Annotated in this window: 19 protein-coding genes; 16 read left to right on the top strand and 3 right to left on the bottom strand. The window is 63.2% G+C overall.

Features of this window, described 5'->3' with window-relative positions:
• Window positions 1-272 precede the first annotated feature (272 nt).
• The 10 genes from ACJ8J4_RS05545 (at window position 273) to ACJ8J4_RS05500 (ending at window position 8,870) form a co-directional block, all read left to right on the top strand.
• The gene (locus ACJ8J4_RS05545) at window positions 273-1,280 is read left to right on the top strand and encodes a 3-oxoacyl-[acyl-carrier-protein] synthase III C-terminal domain-containing protein (protein WP_025303198.1); all 1,008 of its coding nucleotides are present in this window, start codon (window positions 273-275) and stop codon (window positions 1,278-1,280) included.
• A complete protein-coding gene (locus ACJ8J4_RS05540; protein WP_169541327.1) occupies window positions 1,277-2,293 on the top strand; it encodes an NAD-dependent epimerase/dehydratase family protein in 1,017 nt (338 codons plus the stop codon). Before ACJ8J4_RS05545 ends, ACJ8J4_RS05540 begins: the two co-directional genes overlap by 4 nt.
• Window positions 2,286-3,092, top strand: coding sequence for an MBL fold metallo-hydrolase (locus ACJ8J4_RS05535; protein WP_025303196.1), 807 nt, complete (start codon window positions 2,286-2,288; stop codon window positions 3,090-3,092). Before ACJ8J4_RS05540 ends, ACJ8J4_RS05535 begins: the two co-directional genes overlap by 8 nt.
• Window positions 3,089-4,375: a F390 synthetase-related protein gene (locus tag ACJ8J4_RS05530; protein ID WP_049204099.1), complete on the top strand. Its 1,287-nt coding sequence runs from the start codon at window positions 3,089-3,091 to the stop codon at window positions 4,373-4,375. The genes ACJ8J4_RS05535 and ACJ8J4_RS05530 overlap by 4 nt, the downstream gene beginning before the upstream one ends.
• Window positions 4,372-4,989, top strand: coding sequence for a phosphatase PAP2 family protein (locus tag ACJ8J4_RS05525; protein ID WP_025303194.1), 618 nt, complete (start codon window positions 4,372-4,374; stop codon window positions 4,987-4,989). Before ACJ8J4_RS05530 ends, ACJ8J4_RS05525 begins: the two co-directional genes overlap by 4 nt.
• Window positions 4,986-6,119: a sterol desaturase family protein gene (locus tag ACJ8J4_RS05520; protein ID WP_197836159.1), complete on the top strand. Its 1,134-nt coding sequence runs from the start codon at window positions 4,986-4,988 to the stop codon at window positions 6,117-6,119. Before ACJ8J4_RS05525 ends, ACJ8J4_RS05520 begins: the two co-directional genes overlap by 4 nt.
• Window positions 6,112-7,194: a fatty acid desaturase family protein gene (locus ACJ8J4_RS05515; protein WP_025303192.1), complete on the top strand. Its 1,083-nt coding sequence runs from the start codon at window positions 6,112-6,114 to the stop codon at window positions 7,192-7,194. Before ACJ8J4_RS05520 ends, ACJ8J4_RS05515 begins: the two co-directional genes overlap by 8 nt.
• On the top strand, window positions 7,191-8,276 hold the full coding sequence (locus tag ACJ8J4_RS05510; RefSeq protein ID WP_049204097.1) for an acyl-CoA desaturase: 1,086 nt from the start codon (window positions 7,191-7,193) through the stop codon (window positions 8,274-8,276). Before ACJ8J4_RS05515 ends, ACJ8J4_RS05510 begins: the two co-directional genes overlap by 4 nt.
• A gap of 106 nt (window positions 8,277-8,382) precedes the next feature.
• A complete protein-coding gene (locus ACJ8J4_RS05505) occupies window positions 8,383-8,607 on the top strand; it encodes a hypothetical protein (RefSeq protein ID WP_025303190.1) in 225 nt (74 codons plus the stop codon).
• Window positions 8,604-8,870: a hypothetical protein gene (locus ACJ8J4_RS05500; protein WP_033643416.1), complete on the top strand. Its 267-nt coding sequence runs from the start codon at window positions 8,604-8,606 to the stop codon at window positions 8,868-8,870. The genes ACJ8J4_RS05505 and ACJ8J4_RS05500 overlap by 4 nt, the downstream gene beginning before the upstream one ends.
• A 9-nt stretch (window positions 8,871-8,879) precedes the next feature.
• Here ACJ8J4_RS05500 and ACJ8J4_RS05495 read toward each other — a convergent pair whose 3' ends face one another.
• The 3 genes from ACJ8J4_RS05495 to ACJ8J4_RS05485 are packed head-to-tail and all read right to left on the bottom strand — an operon-like array spanning window position 8,880 to window position 11,457.
• Window positions 8,880-9,032: a DUF2474 domain-containing protein gene (locus ACJ8J4_RS05495; protein WP_071605360.1), complete on the bottom strand. Its 153-nt coding sequence runs from the start codon at window positions 9,030-9,032 to the stop codon at window positions 8,880-8,882.
• A 14-nt stretch (window positions 9,033-9,046) separates the two neighbouring features.
• Complete coding sequence (gene cydB, locus ACJ8J4_RS05490) at window positions 9,047-10,054, bottom strand: cytochrome d ubiquinol oxidase subunit II (protein ID WP_025303188.1); 1,008 nt, start codon at window positions 10,052-10,054, stop codon at window positions 9,047-9,049.
• 2 nt (window positions 10,055-10,056) lie between these two features.
• Complete coding sequence (locus tag ACJ8J4_RS05485) at window positions 10,057-11,457, bottom strand: cytochrome ubiquinol oxidase subunit I (RefSeq protein ID WP_016927376.1); 1,401 nt, start codon at window positions 11,455-11,457, stop codon at window positions 10,057-10,059.
• A 144-nt stretch (window positions 11,458-11,601) separates the two neighbouring features.
• On the opposite strand from ACJ8J4_RS05485, the gene ACJ8J4_RS05480 reads away from it, so the two are divergent.
• The 6 genes from ACJ8J4_RS05480 to ACJ8J4_RS05455 all read left to right on the top strand — a co-directional run bounded on the left by ACJ8J4_RS05480 (window position 11,602) and on the right by ACJ8J4_RS05455 (window position 18,764).
• On the top strand, window positions 11,602-13,020 hold the full coding sequence (locus ACJ8J4_RS05480) for an aminotransferase-like domain-containing protein (protein ID WP_049209027.1): 1,419 nt from the start codon (window positions 11,602-11,604) through the stop codon (window positions 13,018-13,020).
• A gap of 187 nt (window positions 13,021-13,207) precedes the next feature.
• Window positions 13,208-14,863 (top strand): ABC transporter substrate-binding protein, encoded by a 1,656-nt coding sequence (locus ACJ8J4_RS05475; RefSeq protein WP_252189140.1) that lies wholly within the window; start codon window positions 13,208-13,210, stop codon window positions 14,861-14,863.
• Between the two features lie 48 nt (window positions 14,864-14,911).
• A complete protein-coding gene (locus tag ACJ8J4_RS05470; RefSeq protein WP_004934604.1) occupies window positions 14,912-15,868 on the top strand; it encodes an ABC transporter permease in 957 nt (318 codons plus the stop codon).
• A gap of 4 nt (window positions 15,869-15,872) precedes the next feature.
• A complete protein-coding gene (opp4C, locus tag ACJ8J4_RS05465) occupies window positions 15,873-16,823 on the top strand; it encodes an oligopeptide ABC transporter permease (RefSeq protein WP_043143878.1) in 951 nt (316 codons plus the stop codon).
• A complete protein-coding gene (locus ACJ8J4_RS05460) occupies window positions 16,820-17,806 on the top strand; it encodes an ABC transporter ATP-binding protein (protein ID WP_025303183.1) in 987 nt (328 codons plus the stop codon). Before opp4C ends, ACJ8J4_RS05460 begins: the two co-directional genes overlap by 4 nt.
• A complete protein-coding gene (locus ACJ8J4_RS05455; RefSeq protein ID WP_025303182.1) occupies window positions 17,796-18,764 on the top strand; it encodes an ABC transporter ATP-binding protein in 969 nt (322 codons plus the stop codon). The genes ACJ8J4_RS05460 and ACJ8J4_RS05455 overlap by 11 nt, the downstream gene beginning before the upstream one ends.
• Window position 18,765: the final 1 nt, after the last annotated feature.

Here is an 18,765-nt window from a genome sequence, read left to right as displayed (position 1 = left end):
CCTGACCCCGCCGCCGCCGATCGCCAGCGGCGGCGCTATTCCGATAATTCCCCCGCCGTCTGCCCATTCTCGCCGCCTTGTCGTAAACTAATTATCTCAGTCATGTTACGCTTATGCTTCCGCCGACGGACGTCGGCCCGTGGTAGCCGATAACAAGAGATACCGCCTTGATGAAAGGCATTTTGGGACATAAAAACCGGGGATGATCCGCGTGGCCTTCGTGCCGTGCGGGAGAATCGCTTTATGGATAGTCAGGTTAATCAATAACAATAATGACCACACAATGTCGCTCACCCGAGCTGTTGCCTCTGAAAATCATTGCCACCGGGGCCGCGTTGCCGCCCAACCGCGTGGCGTCTTCTACGCTCGACGCTCGCCTGGGGAAACCGGCCGGCTACGTTGAAAAACGCTCGGGCATCGTTTGCCGCTATCACGCCGCCGACGATGCCAGCCAGGCCGAACTCGCTGCCGCTGCGCTGCAAGATGCGCTGGCTCGCCACGCCATCCCGGCAGCTTCCATTGACCTGCTGATCTCCGCCTCGGCGATATCGGTGCAGGCGCTGCCATGCACCGCCGCGCATATTCTCAAGGTGGCGGGGCTGGCGGCGGGCACGCCGGGCTTCGACATCAACAGCAGCTGCGTCAGCTTTATCTCTGCGCTGCAGGTGGCGGCGGGGCTGTTGAACGCCGGGACGTATCGGCGTATCGCCATCGTTTCGGCGGATCTCGCTTCACGCGGCATCGACTGGCAGCACGAAGAATCGTCGCTGATCTTCGGCGATGGCGCCGCCTGCGCCATTGTGGAGCGCGGCGACGGCGCCAGCGGCATCCTCGCCAGCCTGGTGGAAACCTACCCCGCCGGCAGCGAACTGTGCGAGATCCGCGCCGGCGGTACGCGTCGTAACCCTCGCGCCGGCATGTGTGAGCAAGACTTCCTGTTTCATATGCAGGGCAAGCCGCTGTTCCGTCAGGCGTCGGCGCTGATTGAGGGCTACCTCGACCGGCTGCTGAACGCCAGCGGCCTGACCCTGGCCCAGATCGCCACCGTGGTGCCGCATCAGGCCAGCCATCTGTCGCTCGAACATATGCGCAAGCGGCTGCACGTCTCCAGCGAGGCGCTGGTCGACATCTACCGCCATCATGGCAATCAGGTGGCGGCGTCCATCCCGACGGCGCTGCATGCCGCTGCGACCACCGGGCGCTTCAATCCCGGTCAGCCGGTGATGCTGATCGGCACCGCCGCCGGGCTGGCGCTGGCCGGCATGGTGTTGCTGCCATGAGGGTGCTGGTCACCGGGGCGACCAGCGGGCTGGGACGCAACGCGGCGCAGTGGTTGCTGGAGGCCGGACATCAGGTGCGCGCCACGGGCCGCGATGAGCGGGCCGGTGAAACGCTGCGTCGGCTGGGCGCCGAGTTTTGCGCGCTCGATCTGGCGCAGGCCACGCCGCAGCAGTGCCGGGAGCTGGTGACCGACTGCGAGTGGGTGTGGCACTGTGCGGCCAAGTCTTCGCCCTGGGGCAGCAAGGCGGAATTTCACCGCATCAACGCCGCGGCGACGGAGAAGCTGGCGGAGGCGGCCGGGCGCTGCGGCGTGCGCCGCTTCGTGCATATCTCCACGCCGGCAATCTACTTCGATTTTCAGCCGCATTACGATCTTGACGAGGGTTACCGCGCCCGGCGCTTCGCCAATCACTATGCCGCCAGCAAGTATGCGGCCGAACAGCGCCTGTTGGCGCAGGCGAAGATCTATCCGCAAACCACCTACATTATGCTGCGGCCGCGCGGCCTGTTTGGCCCGCACGATCGGGTGATCGTGCCGCGGCTGTTGCAGCAGCTCGAACGCGATCGCGGCGTATTGCGATTGCCCGGCGGCGGGCAGGCGTTGCTGGATCTGACCTTCGCTCCCAACGTGGTGCACGCCATGGAGCTGGCCAGCCGGCAGCGCGGATTGCCGTCCGGCGCCGTGTACAACATCACCAACCACCAACCGCAGCGGCTGGCGGACATGCTGGATGCGCTGCTGCGCCAGGCGCTGGGGCTGCGCTACCGGCTGCAGGCCGTGCCCTATCCGCTGCTGCATACGCTGGCCGGCGGCATGGAGCTGTGGGCAAGCCTGAGCGGCAAGGAACCGATGCTGACGCGCTACAGCGTGGCGGCGGTGCATTTCGACATGACCCTGAGCCAGACCCGCGCGATCGAAGAACTGGGCTATCGGCCGCGTTACTCGATGGAAGAGGGGATCCGCCTGACCGGCGAGTGGCTGCGGCAGCAAGGAGGCGGACAACATGGCTAAAGTCACCGTTTTTGAAGTGGGCTATTGCACGCATATCGGCTGCATGGCGCTGCGCGGTGCCGGGTTCCGGGTGTGCAAATTCCCGGCGCGCGCCTATCTGCTGGAGGTAGGGGAGCGCCGCTGGCTGTGGGATACCGGCTACGCGCATTATTTTCAGCAGCACACGCAGTCGGGGCTGTTCAGCCTTTACCGCCGCATGACGCCGGTCTATTTCGATCCCGCCGAGTCGTTGGCACACCAGCTGCGCGAAGCCGGTTACACCGAAGGTGACATCCAGGCGCTGATCGTCTCGCATTTTCACGCGGATCACATCGCCGGGCTGCAGGATTTCAGCCAACTCGATTTTATTTGCTCTGGTGAAGGCTGGCAGCAAACCCGTGGGCTGCGCGGTTTTGCGGCGCTGAAGCGCGCCTTTATTCCCGGCCTGATCCCGGCGGACTTCGAGAGCCGCCTGCAGTTTATGGAGGCTTTTCCCTCGGTGGCGTTGCCCGCGCTGCTGGCGCCGTTCGATCGCGGTTACGCGCTGCCGGGCAGCGAAGGGCAGATCGTGCTGGTGCCGCTGCCGGGGCATGCGGCCGGCCATATCGGCGCCTTTATCCTCACCGATGCCGGTTGGACACTGCTGGCCAGCGACGCCGCCTGGTCGCCGCAGAGCTACCAGACGCTGCGCGGGCCTTCGCGCCTGGCCAATCTGGTGATGGACGACGCGGCGGCGTACACCCGCACGCTGGAGCGGCTCAACCAGCTGTGGGCGGGCGGCCAGGTCAACATTTTGCTGTGTCATGAGGGGGACCTGTGATCCCCTTCATGACCCTTTGGCACTATTTTCGCGCCCGACGCCTGCGCTTTGGCGATCGTGCGGCGCTGGAGGCGTATCAGGCCCGGCAGCTCACGGGCTTTGCCCGCCGGGTGCTGAGCAAGAGCCCCTATTTTCAGTGTTTCAGCCGCCGGCCGTTCGCCGAATGGCCGCAGATGGACAAGGCGCTGATGATGGCGCAGTTCGACCGGATGAATACCGCCGGGCTGCAGCGCGATGCGGTGCTGGCCTGCGCGCAGCGCAGCGAGGCGGATCGCGATTTCACGCCGAAGATCGGGCGCTACAGCGTCGGATTGTCGTCCGGCACCTCCGGGCAGCGCGGCGTGTTTGTCGTCAGCCCGCGCGAACAGCAGGTGTGGGCCGGCGGCATGCTGGCGAAGATGCTGCCGGACGGGCTGTTGGCCGGCGAGCGCGTTGCGCTGTTTCTGCGGGCGGACAATAACCTCTATCACAGCGTGAACAACCGTTGGCTGAGCCTGGCGTTTTACGATCTGCTCGCGCCGTTCAGTGCGCATCTGCCCGCCTTGGAACGGCAGGCGCCCAGCATCATCGTGGCGCCGGCGCAGGTGCTGCGCGCCCTGGCGCTGGCGGTGCTGGCCGGGCAGGTGACGCTGCCGGTCAAAAAAGTGATCTCGGTCGCCGAGGTGCTTGAAGAACAGGATCGCCGCCTGCTGATGCAGGTGTTTCCGGCGGTTGGCGAAGTGTATCAGGCCACCGAGGGGTTCCTGGCCGCGACCTGCGCGCACGGCACGCTGCATCTGAACGAAGAGTTTTTGCATATCGAACCGCAGTGGATCGACGAACTGCACTTCACGCCGCTGATCACCGACTTTACCCGCAGTACGCAGCCGATCGTGCGCTATCGGCTGGATGATGTATTGGTGCTGCGCCAGGAACCCTGCCCATGCGGGCAACCGACGCGGGCGATTGCGCGTATCGAAGGGCGGCGCGACGATCAGCTGATGTTACCCGATGCGCAGCGGCAACCGCAGGCGGTGTTCGCCGATGCCTGCAGCCGGACGATCGCCAATGCGTTGCCGCTGACCAGCGATTACCGCCTGATCCAGCGCGGCGAGCAGCGGCTGGAGCTGATTGCCGATTGCAGCCAAGCGGAATTGGCGCACTGCCAGGCGCAGCTGATCGCACTGTTCGCCCGTCAGGGCATCGCCACCGAGCGGCTCGAATGGCGGCTGACGACGCAGGCGGTGCTGCCGCAGTTCGATCGCAAGCGGCGGCGCATCGTGCGCCAGGCGGAGGAAGCATGAAAAATACGCTGTTCAGGCTAGGGCACATGTTGCTCGGCTGGGGGACGGTCGGGGTCGTGTATAGCCTGACCGATCGCCTGCAGGGGGCGGGAACCCTGTTGCCGCCGTCGGCGCTTGATCGGGCGATCCCGTTCAACCCGGCGGCCATCTGGCTCTACCTGTCGTTCTTCCTCATCGTCCCGGCTGGCTATTTGCTGGCGCCGCTGCGGCGAATCAAATGGCTGACGCTGGCGATGCAGCTGACGGCGCTGGGCGCCGGAGCGGTTTACCTGCTGTGGCCGACCACCATGGCCTATCCGCAGAACGATGGCGTTGGGATCAGCGCGCAGCTGCTGGCGGCGTTAACGCAGGTGGATTCGGCGCAGAACTGCCTGCCTTCGTTGCACATGGCGCTGACGGTGCTGGCGGTGTGGGCGCTGAGCGACGGCGAGCGCAAAATGCGGACGGCGCTGTGGATGCTGTGGGGCGTGGCGATCGCGTTCTCCATTCTGCAGCTGCGCCGTCACTTGTTTGTCGATTTGGCCGGTGGCGCCTTGCTGGCGCTATGCGCCGGTGGGCTGGCGCTGCGTATAAAGGCCCTGCGCAGGCGCGTGGTTAAAGGAGAAATGGGATGAGCGATCTGGCGTTGCCGATAGTGTTCATGCTGTTCATCGTGGTGGCCGAGGCGGTGGCGCTGCAGTGGGGGCGCCGTGAGCCGGTCAACTGGCACGATCTGGTGTTCAACCTGAACTCCGGCCATATCATGCTGTGGCTGTTCCGCGGGCTGGAGATCACCTGCTACGGCTACGTGGCCGCGCATTTCAGCCTGGGGCTGCTGGACGCCTGGCCGCCGCTGCTGATGTGGCTGTTCGCCCTGCTGGCGTGGGACTTCGGTTTCTACTGGCTGCATCGCCTGCACCACCACTTCCGCGTGCTGTGGGCGGTACACGTGGTGCACCACCAGGGGGAGCACTTCAACCTGTCGCTGGGGGTGCGCAACTCCTGGTATTCGTCGCTGACGTCGATCCCGTTCTTTTTGCTGCTGGCGCTGGCGGGCGTGCCGCTGTCGGTGTTCGTCGCGGTGTCGATTTTTCACTACAGCATTCAGCTGTTTAACCACAATGCGCTGACGCCGAAGCTGAGCGTGCTGGAAAAAATCCTGGTCACGCCAGCGCACCACCGGGTGCACCACGTCAAGGACATGGCGTATTCCAATAAGAACTTCGGCGGCAGCTTTATCTTTTGGGACAAGCTGTTCGGCACCTTCTGCCCGGCGTTGCCGACCACGCCGTTCAGCTATGGCGTCAGCGGTGACAGGCCGTCTGCCAACCCGTTCTGGGCGAGTAATCTGCCGTTCCTGCGCTATTTGCGTCTGACATGGCGCCCGGCGCCGGGCCGACCACGCGACCGCCGTTCGGCACTCAGCGTATTCAGCGGCGCCATGCTGTTGTTCACGCTGGTGGTCGGCTACGTCTACCAATACGGCTATGGTTACGGCGACATCAGCTGGCCGCAAATGGCGCTGCTGGTGCTGCTGGCGTTGGGATCGGTAGCGCTGGGCGGCATGACGGAAGGGCGGCCGTGGGCGAGCGCCGTCTGGCTGCTGATCGCGCTGGGCATGCCGCTGCTGTTTATCGGCTATCTTGGCTGGCCGCAGCGCTATTGGCATATCGCCATGGCCGCCGTGGCGCTGCATGCCCTGTGCATCGCGCTGGGCTGGGGGCGAGTGGCCGCATCGGCCGCCGTGGAGGAACCGCATGGCTGAGTCATTGCCGCCGCTGCGTTTTCCCGCCGATGGCGAGCAGGCGTTTCATCGCGATCTCAAGCGCGCGGCGCACGCCTGCCTGGCGGGCGATCATCGCTATGCCGATGCCGCGCGGCTGGTCAAGGCCGCGCTGTTGTTGGTGTTGTGCGCCGGGTTTTACGCGCTCAGCCTGATGCAGCATCAGCCATGGGCGTTTTTCCTTTGCTATTTCCTGTTCGTGACCATGGGTATGCTGCTCAACGTCAACGTCAACCACGATGCTTCGCATAACGCCTTCCTGCGTGCGCCCTGGGCCAATCGCCTGGTGGGGCGGGTGGTGACGCTGCCGCTGGGCGTCGATCCGGACTATTGGCGTACGCGGCACGTGGATTACCACCACGTTTACGCCAACGTGGAGCATTACGATCTGGACACCGAAGAGAACGGCTTTTTCCGCCAGACGCCTTTCCAGCGCTGGCGGCCCCATATGCGCTATCAGCATCTGTACTGGCCGCTGATCGCCGCGCTCTCCTTGCCCTATATCGCCTGGATTTTCGATTGGTCCGATCGGCTCGATAAAACGCCGCTGCGGGAAAAACGCGTGCTGGCGGGGCGCGGCGGTTGGACGCTGTTCGTGCTGTGCAAGCTCGCGCATCTGGCGCTGGTGCTGGTGGTGCCGCTGATCGTGGGCCACTTGCACGGCATCGGCTGGGGCTGGGTGTTGCTGGCTTACGCGCTCAGCCAGATGTGCGCCTCGCTGCTGGTGGTGTTCTTGCTGCTGGGCACCCATTGGGCGCAGGCCGAGTTTTACCCGGCGCCGACGGGCGACAGCATGCCGCAAGGCTGGTATCGGCACAATTTCGCCACCGCCTGCGACTGGCAGCCCGAACCGCGCTGGCTGGAGCATCTGACCGGCGGGCTGAACTATCACCTGACCCATCACCTGTTTCCCGGTTGGAATCACCGCCACTATCCGGCGCTGGCCGCCGCGGTGGCGGAAGTGGCACAGCGGCACGGCATGGCGTACCGCTGCATCGGCTATCGCGAACTGCTGGCGCAGCAACAGCGCTTCTTGCGGCGGATGGGGCAGCCATGAAACCGCTGCGTCCGTTAGCCTATCGGCGCGACGACAACGGGTTGCACCGCGCGCTGATGCAGGCCGCCCAGCATTATCTGGCGGCCAACGGCGATCACCGTTTCGCCGACGGCGGCATGCTGGCGAAGGTCGCGCTGCTGCTGGCGCTGTGCGGCCTGTGTTACGGGTTGAGCCTGCAGCAGCAAAACGGCTGGGCGTTTTTCGCCTGCTATTTCGGCTTTATCTTTATCGGCATGTTCCTGACGGTGAACGTGGTGCACGACGCCTCGCACAACGCGTTTTTCCGCCGCCCTTGGGCCAACCGCTGGTTGAACGCACTGGTGAGCGTGCCGCTGGGGCTGGATCCCGACTGTTGGCGCGTGCGGCACGTGCTGTTCCACCATGCCCATAACAATATCGAACATTACGATCCCGACATCGACGCCAACGGCGTGCTGCGGCAAACGCCGTTCCAGCGCTGGCGCCCCTTTATGCGCGCGCAGCGTTACTATTGGCCGCTGGTGGCGGCGCTGACGTTCCCGTACTACATCTGGTTGTTCGATTGGCTGGACAGGGCGGGCCGCACCCGCGTGGCGGCGCGCATGGCGCAGCAGGGCGTGCGTGGCTGGTGCGGGTTTCTGGCGGGTAAGGCGGCACACCTGCTGCTGGCGCTGGCGATCCCATGCTGGCTGCTGCCGCCGGCTATCGGCATCGGGCAAATTCTGCTGGTCTATTTGCTGAGCCAAATGCTTTCTTCCTTGCTGTTCGTGATGTTGATCATCGGCACCCACTGGGCCAAGGCCAACTTTTATCAGGCGCCGGCGCAGGGCACGATGCCGCACGGCTGGTATCACCACGTGTTCGCCACCACCTTCGACTGGCTGACCCGGCCGCGTTGGCTGGGGTACTGGCTCGGCGGGGCGAACCTGCATTTGACGCATCATCTGTTCCCGCACTGGAGCCACCGCCATTACCCGGCGCTGAGCCGCATCATCGGCGAGGTGGCGCCGCGTTTCGGCATCGACTACCGCCTGCTGGAACTGGAGGAGCTGTTGCGTCTGCAGCAACGCTTCCTCAGCGCGATGGGCCGCAAGCCGTACTAGCGTTGCATGCGGATTGTGCGAGGCGTTACGCAGTTCACTAATTGAACGATATTTGCCCTTCCAGTAGACTTTCCCTCTGTGAATCAACGGCCACAGGAGGTGGACTATGCGCAGCTTGCCGATTCGGTTATCGAACAAAATTGATGATGATCTGAACGATATCGCCCGGCGTCACGGGATGGAAAAAACCGAGGTAATCAAAATGGCGTTTGCACTGATTACCCTTGCCGATAAGTACTGGATGAAACAGGATGGTACTTCTCTTGGCATTGTACGGGAGAAGGGTGAACAGCTTGAAGCGGTGGGGCGGGTCGTGGAGATCTTCCCATGAACATCGAAAGCCGTAATCTGCGCGATGAGGCCAGCCAGGTTTATCTGGAGCAGGTCTTGGTCTTCGACGAAATGGAGCGGCTGCGCCTGGCACGCCAGGTGCTGTGCGGGATATTCGCCGTCAGCGTGGGCGTATTCGCCGCCCACGCGTATTGGGAGAAAAACGAAGCGCTGAATCAGGTGTTCGAGCTGGTGAAGATCGGCGCCTTGCCGCTGGTCACGCTGGTGGTCTCTTTTTACTTTCCCAACAGCGCGTCCAGATAAGGCGCCACGTCAATGCGACTTCATGCCCGCCGCGGTCATCAGCAGGCGGAACAGTGAGGCAACCACGAATAACCCCAGCACGCTGGCGCTCCAGATGATCACCAGCCAACCGATGCGTTTCCACCAGGGCGCCGGAGCGGCGGTTGCCGTTTTATCTTGCATAGCGTCCTCCCTTCTCAATGATAGCCGTGTTCATGGCTGATCTTGCCGCGGAACACGTAGTAGCTCCAGAAGGTGTAGACCAGAATGATTGGGATGATGAACAGCGCGCCCACCAGCATAAAGCCGAGGCTCTGCGGTGGTGCTGCGGCGTCCCACAGGCTGATGGCCGGCGGGATCAGGTGCGGCCAGATGCTGATGCCAAGTCCGCTCAGGCCGAGGAACACCAGCAGCAGCGTCAGCATAAACGGCGAGTAGTGCGCGCCGCGTTTCACTCCGCGTTGAATTCCCCAGGCGCTGAGCAGCACCAGCAGCGGTACCGGCAGCAGCCAGAACAGGTTAGGCAGCGTAAACCAGCGGGCGGCGATTTCCGGATGGGCGATCGGCGTCCAGACACTGACCGCAGCCAGCACCAGCAACAGGATGGCCAGCAGCGGCGTCGCCAGGTGATACATGCGTGCCTGCAGTTCACCGGCGGTTTTCATCACCAGCCAGGTACAGCCGAGCAGGGCATAGGTCACCACCAGCCCCAGCCCGCAGAACAGCGCGAACGGCGTTAGCCAGTCCAGCGCGCCGCCGGCGTAGGTGCGGCCTTCTACCGGGAAGCCGTTGATCACGGCGCCCACCACCACACCCTGGCTGAAGGTGGCGAACAGTGAGCCCCAAATAAACGCCTTGTCCCAGATATGGCGCTTCTCCGGCGTCGCCTTGAAGCGAAACTCGAAGGCCACGCCGCGGAAAATCAGCCCGATCAGCATCAGCGTCAGCGGGATCGCCAGCGCGTCGAGGATGACCGAATAGGCCAGCGGGAAGGCGCCGAACAGTGCGGCGCCGCCCAGCACCAGCCAGGTCTCATTGCCGTCCCACACCGGGGCGACGGTGTTCATCATCAGATCGCGGTCGCCGCTCTCTTTCACCCACGGAAACAGGATGCCGATGCCCAGGTCGAAACCGTCCATCACCACGTACATCATGGTGCTGAACACGATGATGACAAACCAAATCAGCGGAAGATCGATACCCATGTTCAGCTCCTGTCGTCCAGAGTGTCGTTGACCGCGGACAGCGGACGCGCCGGCCGGCCCTCGGTATTGTCTTCTTGGTGTTCATGCGGCTGCGGCCCTTTGCGGATCAGGCGCATCATGTAGGAATACCCCACGCCGAACACCGAACAGTAGACGATGATGAACGCCAGCAGGCTGATGCTCATGTGCAGGTCGCCGTGCGCGGAGACCGCATCCTTGGTGCGCAGCAGGCCGTACACCACCCACGGTTGGCGGCCGATCTCGGTGGTGAACCAGCCCGCCAGCAGCGCCAGCAGCCCGGAAGGGCCCATCCACAGAATGAAGTACAGGAACGGACGCGACTGATACAGCCCGCCGCGCCAGCGCAGCCACAGGCTCCACACCCCGGCCAGAATCATCAGCATGCCCAGCCCGACCATGATGCGGAACGACCAGAACACCACGGTGGAGTTGGGGCGATCTTCCGGCGGGAAGGATTTGAGCGCCGGCACCTGTTCGGTCAGGCTGTGCGTCAGGATCAGGCTGCCGAGGTACGGCACCTCCAGCTTGAAGCGGGTTTCTTCGCGCTGCATGTCCGGCCAACCGACCAGGATCAGCGGCGTGGCTTCGCCCGGCGGGTTCTCCCAGTGGCCTTCGATGGCGGCGATCTTCGCCGGCTGGTGTTTCAGCGTATTCAGACCGTGCGCATCGCCGATCATCGCCTGCACCGGCGCGACGATCAGTGCCATCCACATCGCCATCGACAGCATTTTGCGCATCGCCGGGGTATCACGGCCGCGCAGCAGATGCCAGGCGGCGGAGGCGCCGACGAAGAACGCCGAGGAGAGGAAGGCGGCGGTGGACATGTGCAGCAGGCGGTACGGGAAGGACGGGTTGAAGATCACCTTCAGCCAGTCGACCGGGACCACCTGGCCGTTGATGATTTCATGCCCCTGCGGCGTCTGCATCCAGCTGTTGGAGGCCAGGATCCAGAAGGTGGAGATCAGTGTGCCGAGCGCGACCATGCAGGTGGCGAAGAAGTGCAGCCCTGGGCCGACGCGGTTCCAGCCGAACAACATCACGCCGAGGAAACCGGCTTCGAGGAAGAAGGCGGTCAGCACTTCATAAGTCAGCAGCGGCCCGGTAATGCTGCCGGCGAACTCGGAGAAGAAGCTCCAGTTGGTGCCGAACTGATAGGCCATCACCAGCCCGGACACCACGCCCATGCCGAAGTTAACGGCGAAAATCTTTGACCAGAAATGGTAAAGCTCACGGTAGGCTTCATTGTGCGTTTTCAACCATAACCCTTCCAGCACCGCCAGATAACTGGCTAAACCGATGGTGATGGCGGGGAAGATGATATGGAAAGACACGGTGAAGGCGAACTGTATTCTGGCGAGTTCCAGTGCATCAAGACCCAGCATGGCGCCTCCTAGGGTTGAACATAAATTAACCTCTTGAGTATAGCTGTCATTTTTATGTGAAAAGCTTGGCGTTAAGTTAATCACGAAGTACAGTGACTATAATAGTGACAGTTATTTTACTTTTTCATATAACAGTTAATGGTTATGACCCGATACGAGCAGCTTGCGCAGCAGATTAGAGAACAGATCCAGAACCGGGTGTGGCGGGCGGGCGACAAGCTGCCTTCGCTGCGCGAGAGCGGCAAACGCGCCGGATTAAGCCTGATGACGGTGGTGCAGTCTTACCAACTGCTGGAGAGCCAGGGGTGGATCGTCGCCCGCCCGCAGTCGGGCTACTATGTGGCGGCGCGTCCGCAGCCGCTGCCTCAGCCTTCGCGCGGCGAGAAACTGTTGCTGAGCGAGCAGGTGGACATCAACGCCTTTATTTTTGACGTGCTGCAGGCCTGCAAGGATCCGGACATCGTGCCTTTCGGTTCGGCCTTTCCCGACGCCACGCTGTTCGCCCAGCCGAAGCTGGCGCGGGCGCTGAGCAGCGTAGCGCGCAAGTTCACGCCGCACAGTTCGCTGGCCAACCTGCCGCCGGGCAACGACGCGCTGCGGCGGCACATTGCCCAACGCTATGCGCTGAGCGGCATGCAGGTTGCCCCGGACGAAATCGTCATCACCGCCGGGGCGATGGAGTCGCTCAGCCTCAGCCTGCAGGCGGTGACCCAGCCGGGCGACTATGTGGCGATCGAATCGCCGGCGTTTTACGGCGCGCTGCAGGCGCTGGAACGGCTGCGGTTAAAGGCGGTGGCGATCGCCACGCATCCGCAGGACGGTATCGATCTGGACGCGCTGCAGCAGGCGGTGGAACAGTATCCGATCAAGGCCTGCTGGCTGATGACCCACTTCCAAAATCCGCAGGGCGCCACCCTGCCGGAGGCCAACAAGCAGCGCCTGGTGGAGCTGCTGCGCGAACGGCAGATTTCGCTGATCGAAGACGATGTCTACGGTGAGCTGTACTTCAGCGCCGACCGGCCGCTGCCAGCCAAGGCGCTCGACAGCGGCGGCCAGATCTTGCACTGCTCGTCGTTTTCCAAATGCCTGGCGCCGGGCTTTCGCGTCGGCTGGGTGGCGGCGGGGCGTTATGCGCAGCAGATCCAGCGTTTGCAGCTGATGAGCACCGTTTCCACCAGCGTGCCGACCCAGATGGCGCTGGCGGATTATCTGCTGCACGGCGGCTACGATACCCATCTGCGGCGGCTGCGGCGCCTGCTGGCTCAACGCCAAAGCGCGATGCGTCAGGCGATCGCCCACCATTTCCCGCCGACGGTGAAGGTCAGCCAGCCCGACGGCGGTTATTTCCTGTGGCTGGAGCTCGATCCGGCGCTGTCGTCGATGGAACTGTACCGGCGGGCCCTTTCCCGGGGCATCAGCATCGCGCCGGGGCGCATGTTCACCACCGGCGACCATTTCAACCACTGCTTCCGCCTCAACGCCTCTTTTGAATGGAATGACCGCTTTGAAGAGGCGATCAAAACCTTAGCCAAACTTATCCGGGGGCTGGCTGCGACCGGTTGAACCGCGATTTGCAGCGGGCTTTGCCCCAGAAAAATTCATAATGCTTTTTTCGGCAATGGAATGCCGGTTTCGTTGTTAGACAGCCCTCCAGCCGCCCATTACTCTGCGATAAATTTTGTCACATTTTTATCAACGGGAAGACGAGGGGCTGTGGGTGAGAAGAATAAAAAATAAGCTAAACAAACTGTTGCGATATCGCCTGACACCGCTGGCGTTGGTCTGCGCGCTGGGGCTGAGCGGCGTCGTTCAGGCGGAAACGCTGGCCGAAGGTATCACGCCGGCCAGCGACACCGCTCGGGTGCCGGCCGCCGCCAAACTGCGTAAAGACACCGTGGTGGCGGGCATCTCGGAACCGCAGGGGATTTTCAACCCGTATCTGTTCACCAACGGCTGGGACGAGAACGTAACCGACGTGATCTTCAGCCGCCTGATCGGCCTGGACAGCCAGGGCAAGCCAGAAGGGCGATTGGCGGAGTCCTGGCAGGTCAGCCCCGATAATCTGACCTACACCATTAAGCTGCGGCCGAATTTGGTCTACAGCGACGGCTCGCCGCTGAAAGCCGACGATATCGCCTTTACCCTGACGCTGCTGCACGATCCGGCCTATGACGGCGACACCGATATCACGCCGGCGCACATCCAGGGCGGCGCCGAGTATAAAAACGGTACCGCCGCCGGCATCAGCGGGCTGAAGGTGATCGACGATCGCACCATTCAGATCGTCACCACCCAGCCGGGCGCGACCACGTTGCAACTGATTGGCGGGCCGGTATTGTCGCGGGCTTACTACGGCAAAGACTATCAGCGCGGCAAGCTCGACAGCGTGCGCGCCTTGAACGGCAAGCCGCTCGGCAACGGCCCCTATATTTACGACAAGTACGTGCCGGGGCAGGAGATCCGCTTCCACGCCAACCCGAACTTCTACCTCGGCCCGCCGCCGATGGCGCGCTTTATCTACCGCGTCACCAACCCGGCCACCAACTTCCAGCTGTTCCAGACCGGTGAGACCGACTACGACGCCTTTACCGCCAAACCGGACGATATCGAACAGCTCAAGCTGCTCGGCTTCGCCAATATCAACCTTTACAGCTCAAGCGATTACAGCCGCGTTGATTTCAACCTCAGACGCCCGGCGCTGCAGGATAAACGGGTGCGCCAGGCGCTGATCTACGGCCTCGATCGGCAAAAGCTGATCGCCGTGGTGTACCAGGGGTACGGCAAGGTCGCCAACCAGCCGATTTCGCCGATCTCCTGGGCCTATGACGCGAACGGCATCAATCCCTACGCTTACGATCTCGATAAGGCCAAAAAGCTGTTGGATGAGGCCGGTTGGCAGATGGGCGCTGACGGTATCCGGCAGAAAGACGGTAAAAAGCTGGAGCTGACGCTGCTGGTAACCAAAAAGCTGATCAACGACGCGCTGGTGCCGATCGCCAAGGATAACTATCGCCGGCTCGGCGTGGTGCTGAAACCGCAGGTATTGGACTTCAACGCGCTGTTGGCGCAGCGCAAGGCGGGCAATTACGACCTGGCGTCCCTCAGCACCAGTACGCTGAACGATCCGCACGACGGCGTACGCGATTTCATCAGCAGCGAGAGCGAGACCGGTTATCACAACCCGCAGGTAGACGCGCTGATCGCCAGGGCCAATGCCACGCTGGATATCGCCCAGCGCAAGCCGCTGTATCACCAGCTGTATCAAGCGTTGGCGGACGATCCGCCGGTGATCCTGCTCGGCAACCGCGAGATTTTGAGCGCCAGCAGCGCGCGCGTCACCGGCTTTAAACCGGATATCTACAACGGATTGGTCGGCAGCCTGCCGAACGTCAAACCGGCGCCGTAACGCCCTGACGCCGCCGCGCCATTCCGGGCGGCGGCGATGGAACCCGCGATGAGAAACTTTATCCTGCGCCGTCTGTTGCAGACTATCCCGATGCTGTTGTTGGCTTCCTTGCTGATTTTTTGCATTTTCGCCCTGGCGCCCGGCGATTTTATCGACGGCAACATCAATTTGACCGCGCAACGCGCCGCCGAGCTGCGGGCGCTGTATGGGTTGGATCAGCCGTTGTTCAGCCGCTACCTGCACTGGCTCGGCCGCTTGCTGCAGGGCGATCTCGGTTTTTCGCTGCAGTATCAGATCCCGGTCAGCACGTTGCTGAATCAATACATCTGGAACTCGTTCCTGCTGGCGGCGGTGGCGATGGTGCTGTATTGGGGCATCGCGTTGGCGGTGGGGGTGATCTCGGCGATGAAACCCTATTCGCTGTTCGATCATCTGATCACCGTGGCGGTGTTCGCCGCTATGTCGTTTCCGACGTTCTTCCTGTGCCTGTTGCTGATCAAATGGTTCGCCGTCGACCTGCACTGGCTACCGGCGGGCGGCATGTTGCGTACCGGCAGCGAAGCGAGCGGACTGGCCTGGGCGCTGGAGGTGGCGGCGCACCTGCTGTTGCCGGTGCTGGCGCTGGTGATGCTGCAGGCCGGCAGCCTGACGCGCTATTTTCGCGCCAGCATGCTGGAGGTGATCCGCATGGACTATATCCGCACCGCGCGCGCCAAGGGGCTCAGGGAGAAAACGGTGATCCTCAAACACGCGCTGCGCAATGCGCTGTTGCCGATCATCACCCTGCTGGGGTTCGAGCTGCCGGGATTGTTCTCCGGCGCGCTGATCACCGAAAAAATCTTCAACTGGCCGGGCGCCGGACATATCCATATCGATTCGTTGGCGGCGCGTGATTACCCGGTATTGATGGGGTTCACGCTGTTTCTGGCCGCCTTGACCATTCTCGGCAATCTGCTGGCGGATATTCTGTACGCCTACGCCGACCCGCGCATTCGCTTGAGGTAACACGATGTTGGTTACGCTGTTTTTCGGCCGCCGTCGCCGTTGGCGACAGGCACAGCTGCCTGCGCTGGCGCAACTGTCGCCACCGCCCGCCGCTCAGGCCTGGCGACGTTTGCGCCGCCACCGACCGGCGATGATTTCGCTGGCGTTGCTGGTGCTGTTGGCGCTGCTGTGCCTGATTGGGCCGTCGCTTTCGCCGTGGCGCGACGATGCCGGCGACGTGCTGAATATCAACCAGGCGCCGAGCGGCGCGCACTGGCTGGGCACAGACTTTCTCGGCCGCGATATCTGCACCCGGCTGCTGCTGGCGGGGCGGATATCGCTGACCATCGGCCTGGTGTCGATGCTGCTGTCGGTAACGCTGGGCTATGTGCTGGGGGCGCTTTCCGGTTATCTGGGGGGCGTGGCGGACAGGCTGATCATGCGCTTCGCCGATCTGCTGATGACCATTCCCGGCCTGCCGCTGCTGATCATCATGGGGGCGATGCTGACCGAACTCGACGTGTCGCCGGACTACCGCATCTACATGGTGATGATCATGCTGAGCCTGCTGGGCTGGCCGTCGCTGGCGCGGCTGGTGCGCGGCCAGATCCTGTCGCTGCGCGAGCGGGATTTCATGTTGGCTACCGAGGTGCTGGGGCTCTCTACCCGGCGGCGTCTCTTCGGCCATCTGCTGCCCAACACCGTGCCGATTTTGGTGGTGGTCGCCACCATGGCGGTGGCCAACGCCATCCTCAGCGAGTCGGCGTTGAGCTACCTTGGGCTGGGCGTGGTGCCGCCGACGCCGTCGTGGGGCAACATGATGGACGCCGCCAATAGCCTGATCGACTTTCAGCGCCGCCCCTGGCTGTGGATGCCGCCCGGGCTGGCGATCTTCGTCACCGTGGTGGCGATCAATATTTTGGGCGACGGCCTGCGGGACGCGCTCGATCCGAAAATGAACGGGGTAACACGATGAGCCAACCGCTGGTGGCGTTCGAGCGACTGTCGGTGTCGTTTCAGGGGGAACAAGGGCCGGTGCGGGCGGTGCAGCAGGTCAGCCTTGAGCTGCAGGCCGGGCAAACGCTGGGGATCGTCGGTGAGTCGGGCTGCGGCAAAAGCGTGACCGCCATGGCGCTGATGGGGCTGTTGCCGCAGCCGCTGGCGCAGGTAGACGGCGGTAAAATTCGCTTTGAAGGGCAAAACCTGCTGTCGCTGCGGGCCTCCAAGATGGCCGATCTGCGCGGCAACCGACTGGCGATGATCTTTCAGGAACCGATGAGCGCGCTCAATCCGGTGTTGACCCTCGGCGAACAGCTGGTGGAGCCGCTGATTCGCCACCTGACCCTGTCGCCGAAAGCGGCCTGGCGTCAGGCGATTCAACTCTTGACTGAAGTGGGGTTAGCGCGGGCCGAGGCACTGATGCGCTGCTATCCGCATCAGCTTTCCGGCGGCATGCTGCAGCGCGTGATGATCGCTATGGCGATCGGGTGCCGTCCGGCGCTGCTGATTGCCGACGAACCGACCACGGCGCTCGACGTTACGGTGCAAGCGCAGATCCTGGCGCTGCTGCGTGAGCAGAGCCGGCGACACAACATGGCGATGATCTTGATCACCCACGATCTTGGGGTGATCGCCCAGATGGCGGATCGGCTGGCGGTGATGTACGCCGGGCGCGTCGTCGAGCAGGGCACGACGCGGGAAGTGCTGGCCGAACCGCGGCACCCTTATACTCAGGGGCTGATCGCCTCGCGGCCGGTGCCGGGCCAGCGGCTCCGCCGTTTGTACTCCATTCCCGGCCAGGTGCCGGATCTGGCGCGCTTGCCTGATCACTGTGCGTTTGCCGAGCGCTGTGCGCAGGCCACCGCGCGCTGCCGCGATGGCATTCCGCCGCTGTACGGCACGCCGCAGCGCCAGTCCGCCTGTTTCCTCAACGCCGGAGGGCGCCCGCATGTCGACTGAACCTTTGGTGGAAGTGAAAGGATTAAAGAAATATTTTCCGCTGCGCGACGGACTGTTCGGGCGCACCACCGGTCAACTGAAGGCGGTGGACGACGTCAGCTTCAGCATTCGCAAGGGGCGCATTTTCGGGCTGGTGGGTGAGTCAGGCAGCGGAAAAACCACCGTCGGCCGCACGCTGCTCGGCCTGCACGACAAAACCGCCGGTGAGGTAATGTTCAAAGGGCTGGCACTGGATAGCCTGAGTAAAGATGCGCTGCGCGCCCTGCGGCCGAAAATGCAGTTAGTGTTTCAAGATCCGTACAGTTCGCTGAACCCGCGCCTGCGCGTGGGCGACGCCATTGGGGAAGCGCTGTTGCAACACGGCCTGGCGAGCAAGGCGGAACTGCGCGAACGGGTGCTCGATACCCTGGCGATCTGCGGGCTGTCGCCGCAGCATTATGGGCGGTTTCCGCATGAGTTTTCCGGTGGCCAGCGCCAGCGCATCGGCATCGCGCGCGCGCTGATCCTGCAGCCGGAGTTTATCGTCGCAGACGAACCGATATCGGCGCTCGACGTGTCGATTCAGGCGCAGATCATCAATCTGTTCTCCGATTTGCAGGAACGGCAAGGGGTGACGCTGCTGTTTATCTCGCACGATCTCGGCGTGGTGGAGCATCTGTGCCAGGATGTGGCAGTGATGTATCTGGGGCAGATCGTTGAGAGCGCCGATCGCGACGCGCTGTTTCGCCAACCGCTGCATCCCTACACGCAGGCCTTGTTGGCAGCGGTGCCGACGCTGGATGCGCAACGCGCGCCGGCGTGGGTGGCCGGCGGCGAGCCACCGAACCCCGCCAACCCGCCGCGCGGCTGCCGTTTCCATCCCCGCTGCCCGCTGGCCACGGCGCAGTGCCGCGAACAGGCGCCGCAGCTGCGCAGCGTGGCGCCCGGCCATCAGGTGGCTTGCCACCTGGTCGGCTAGC

The sequence above is a fragment of the Serratia sp. CY47280 genome (assembly GCF_052168655.1).
GTDB classification, from domain to species: Bacteria; Pseudomonadota; Gammaproteobacteria; order Enterobacterales; family Enterobacteriaceae; genus Serratia; species Serratia bockelmannii.
Note: the sequence above shows the minus strand (reverse complement) of the source record. Positions and strands in the feature narration are given on the sequence as shown.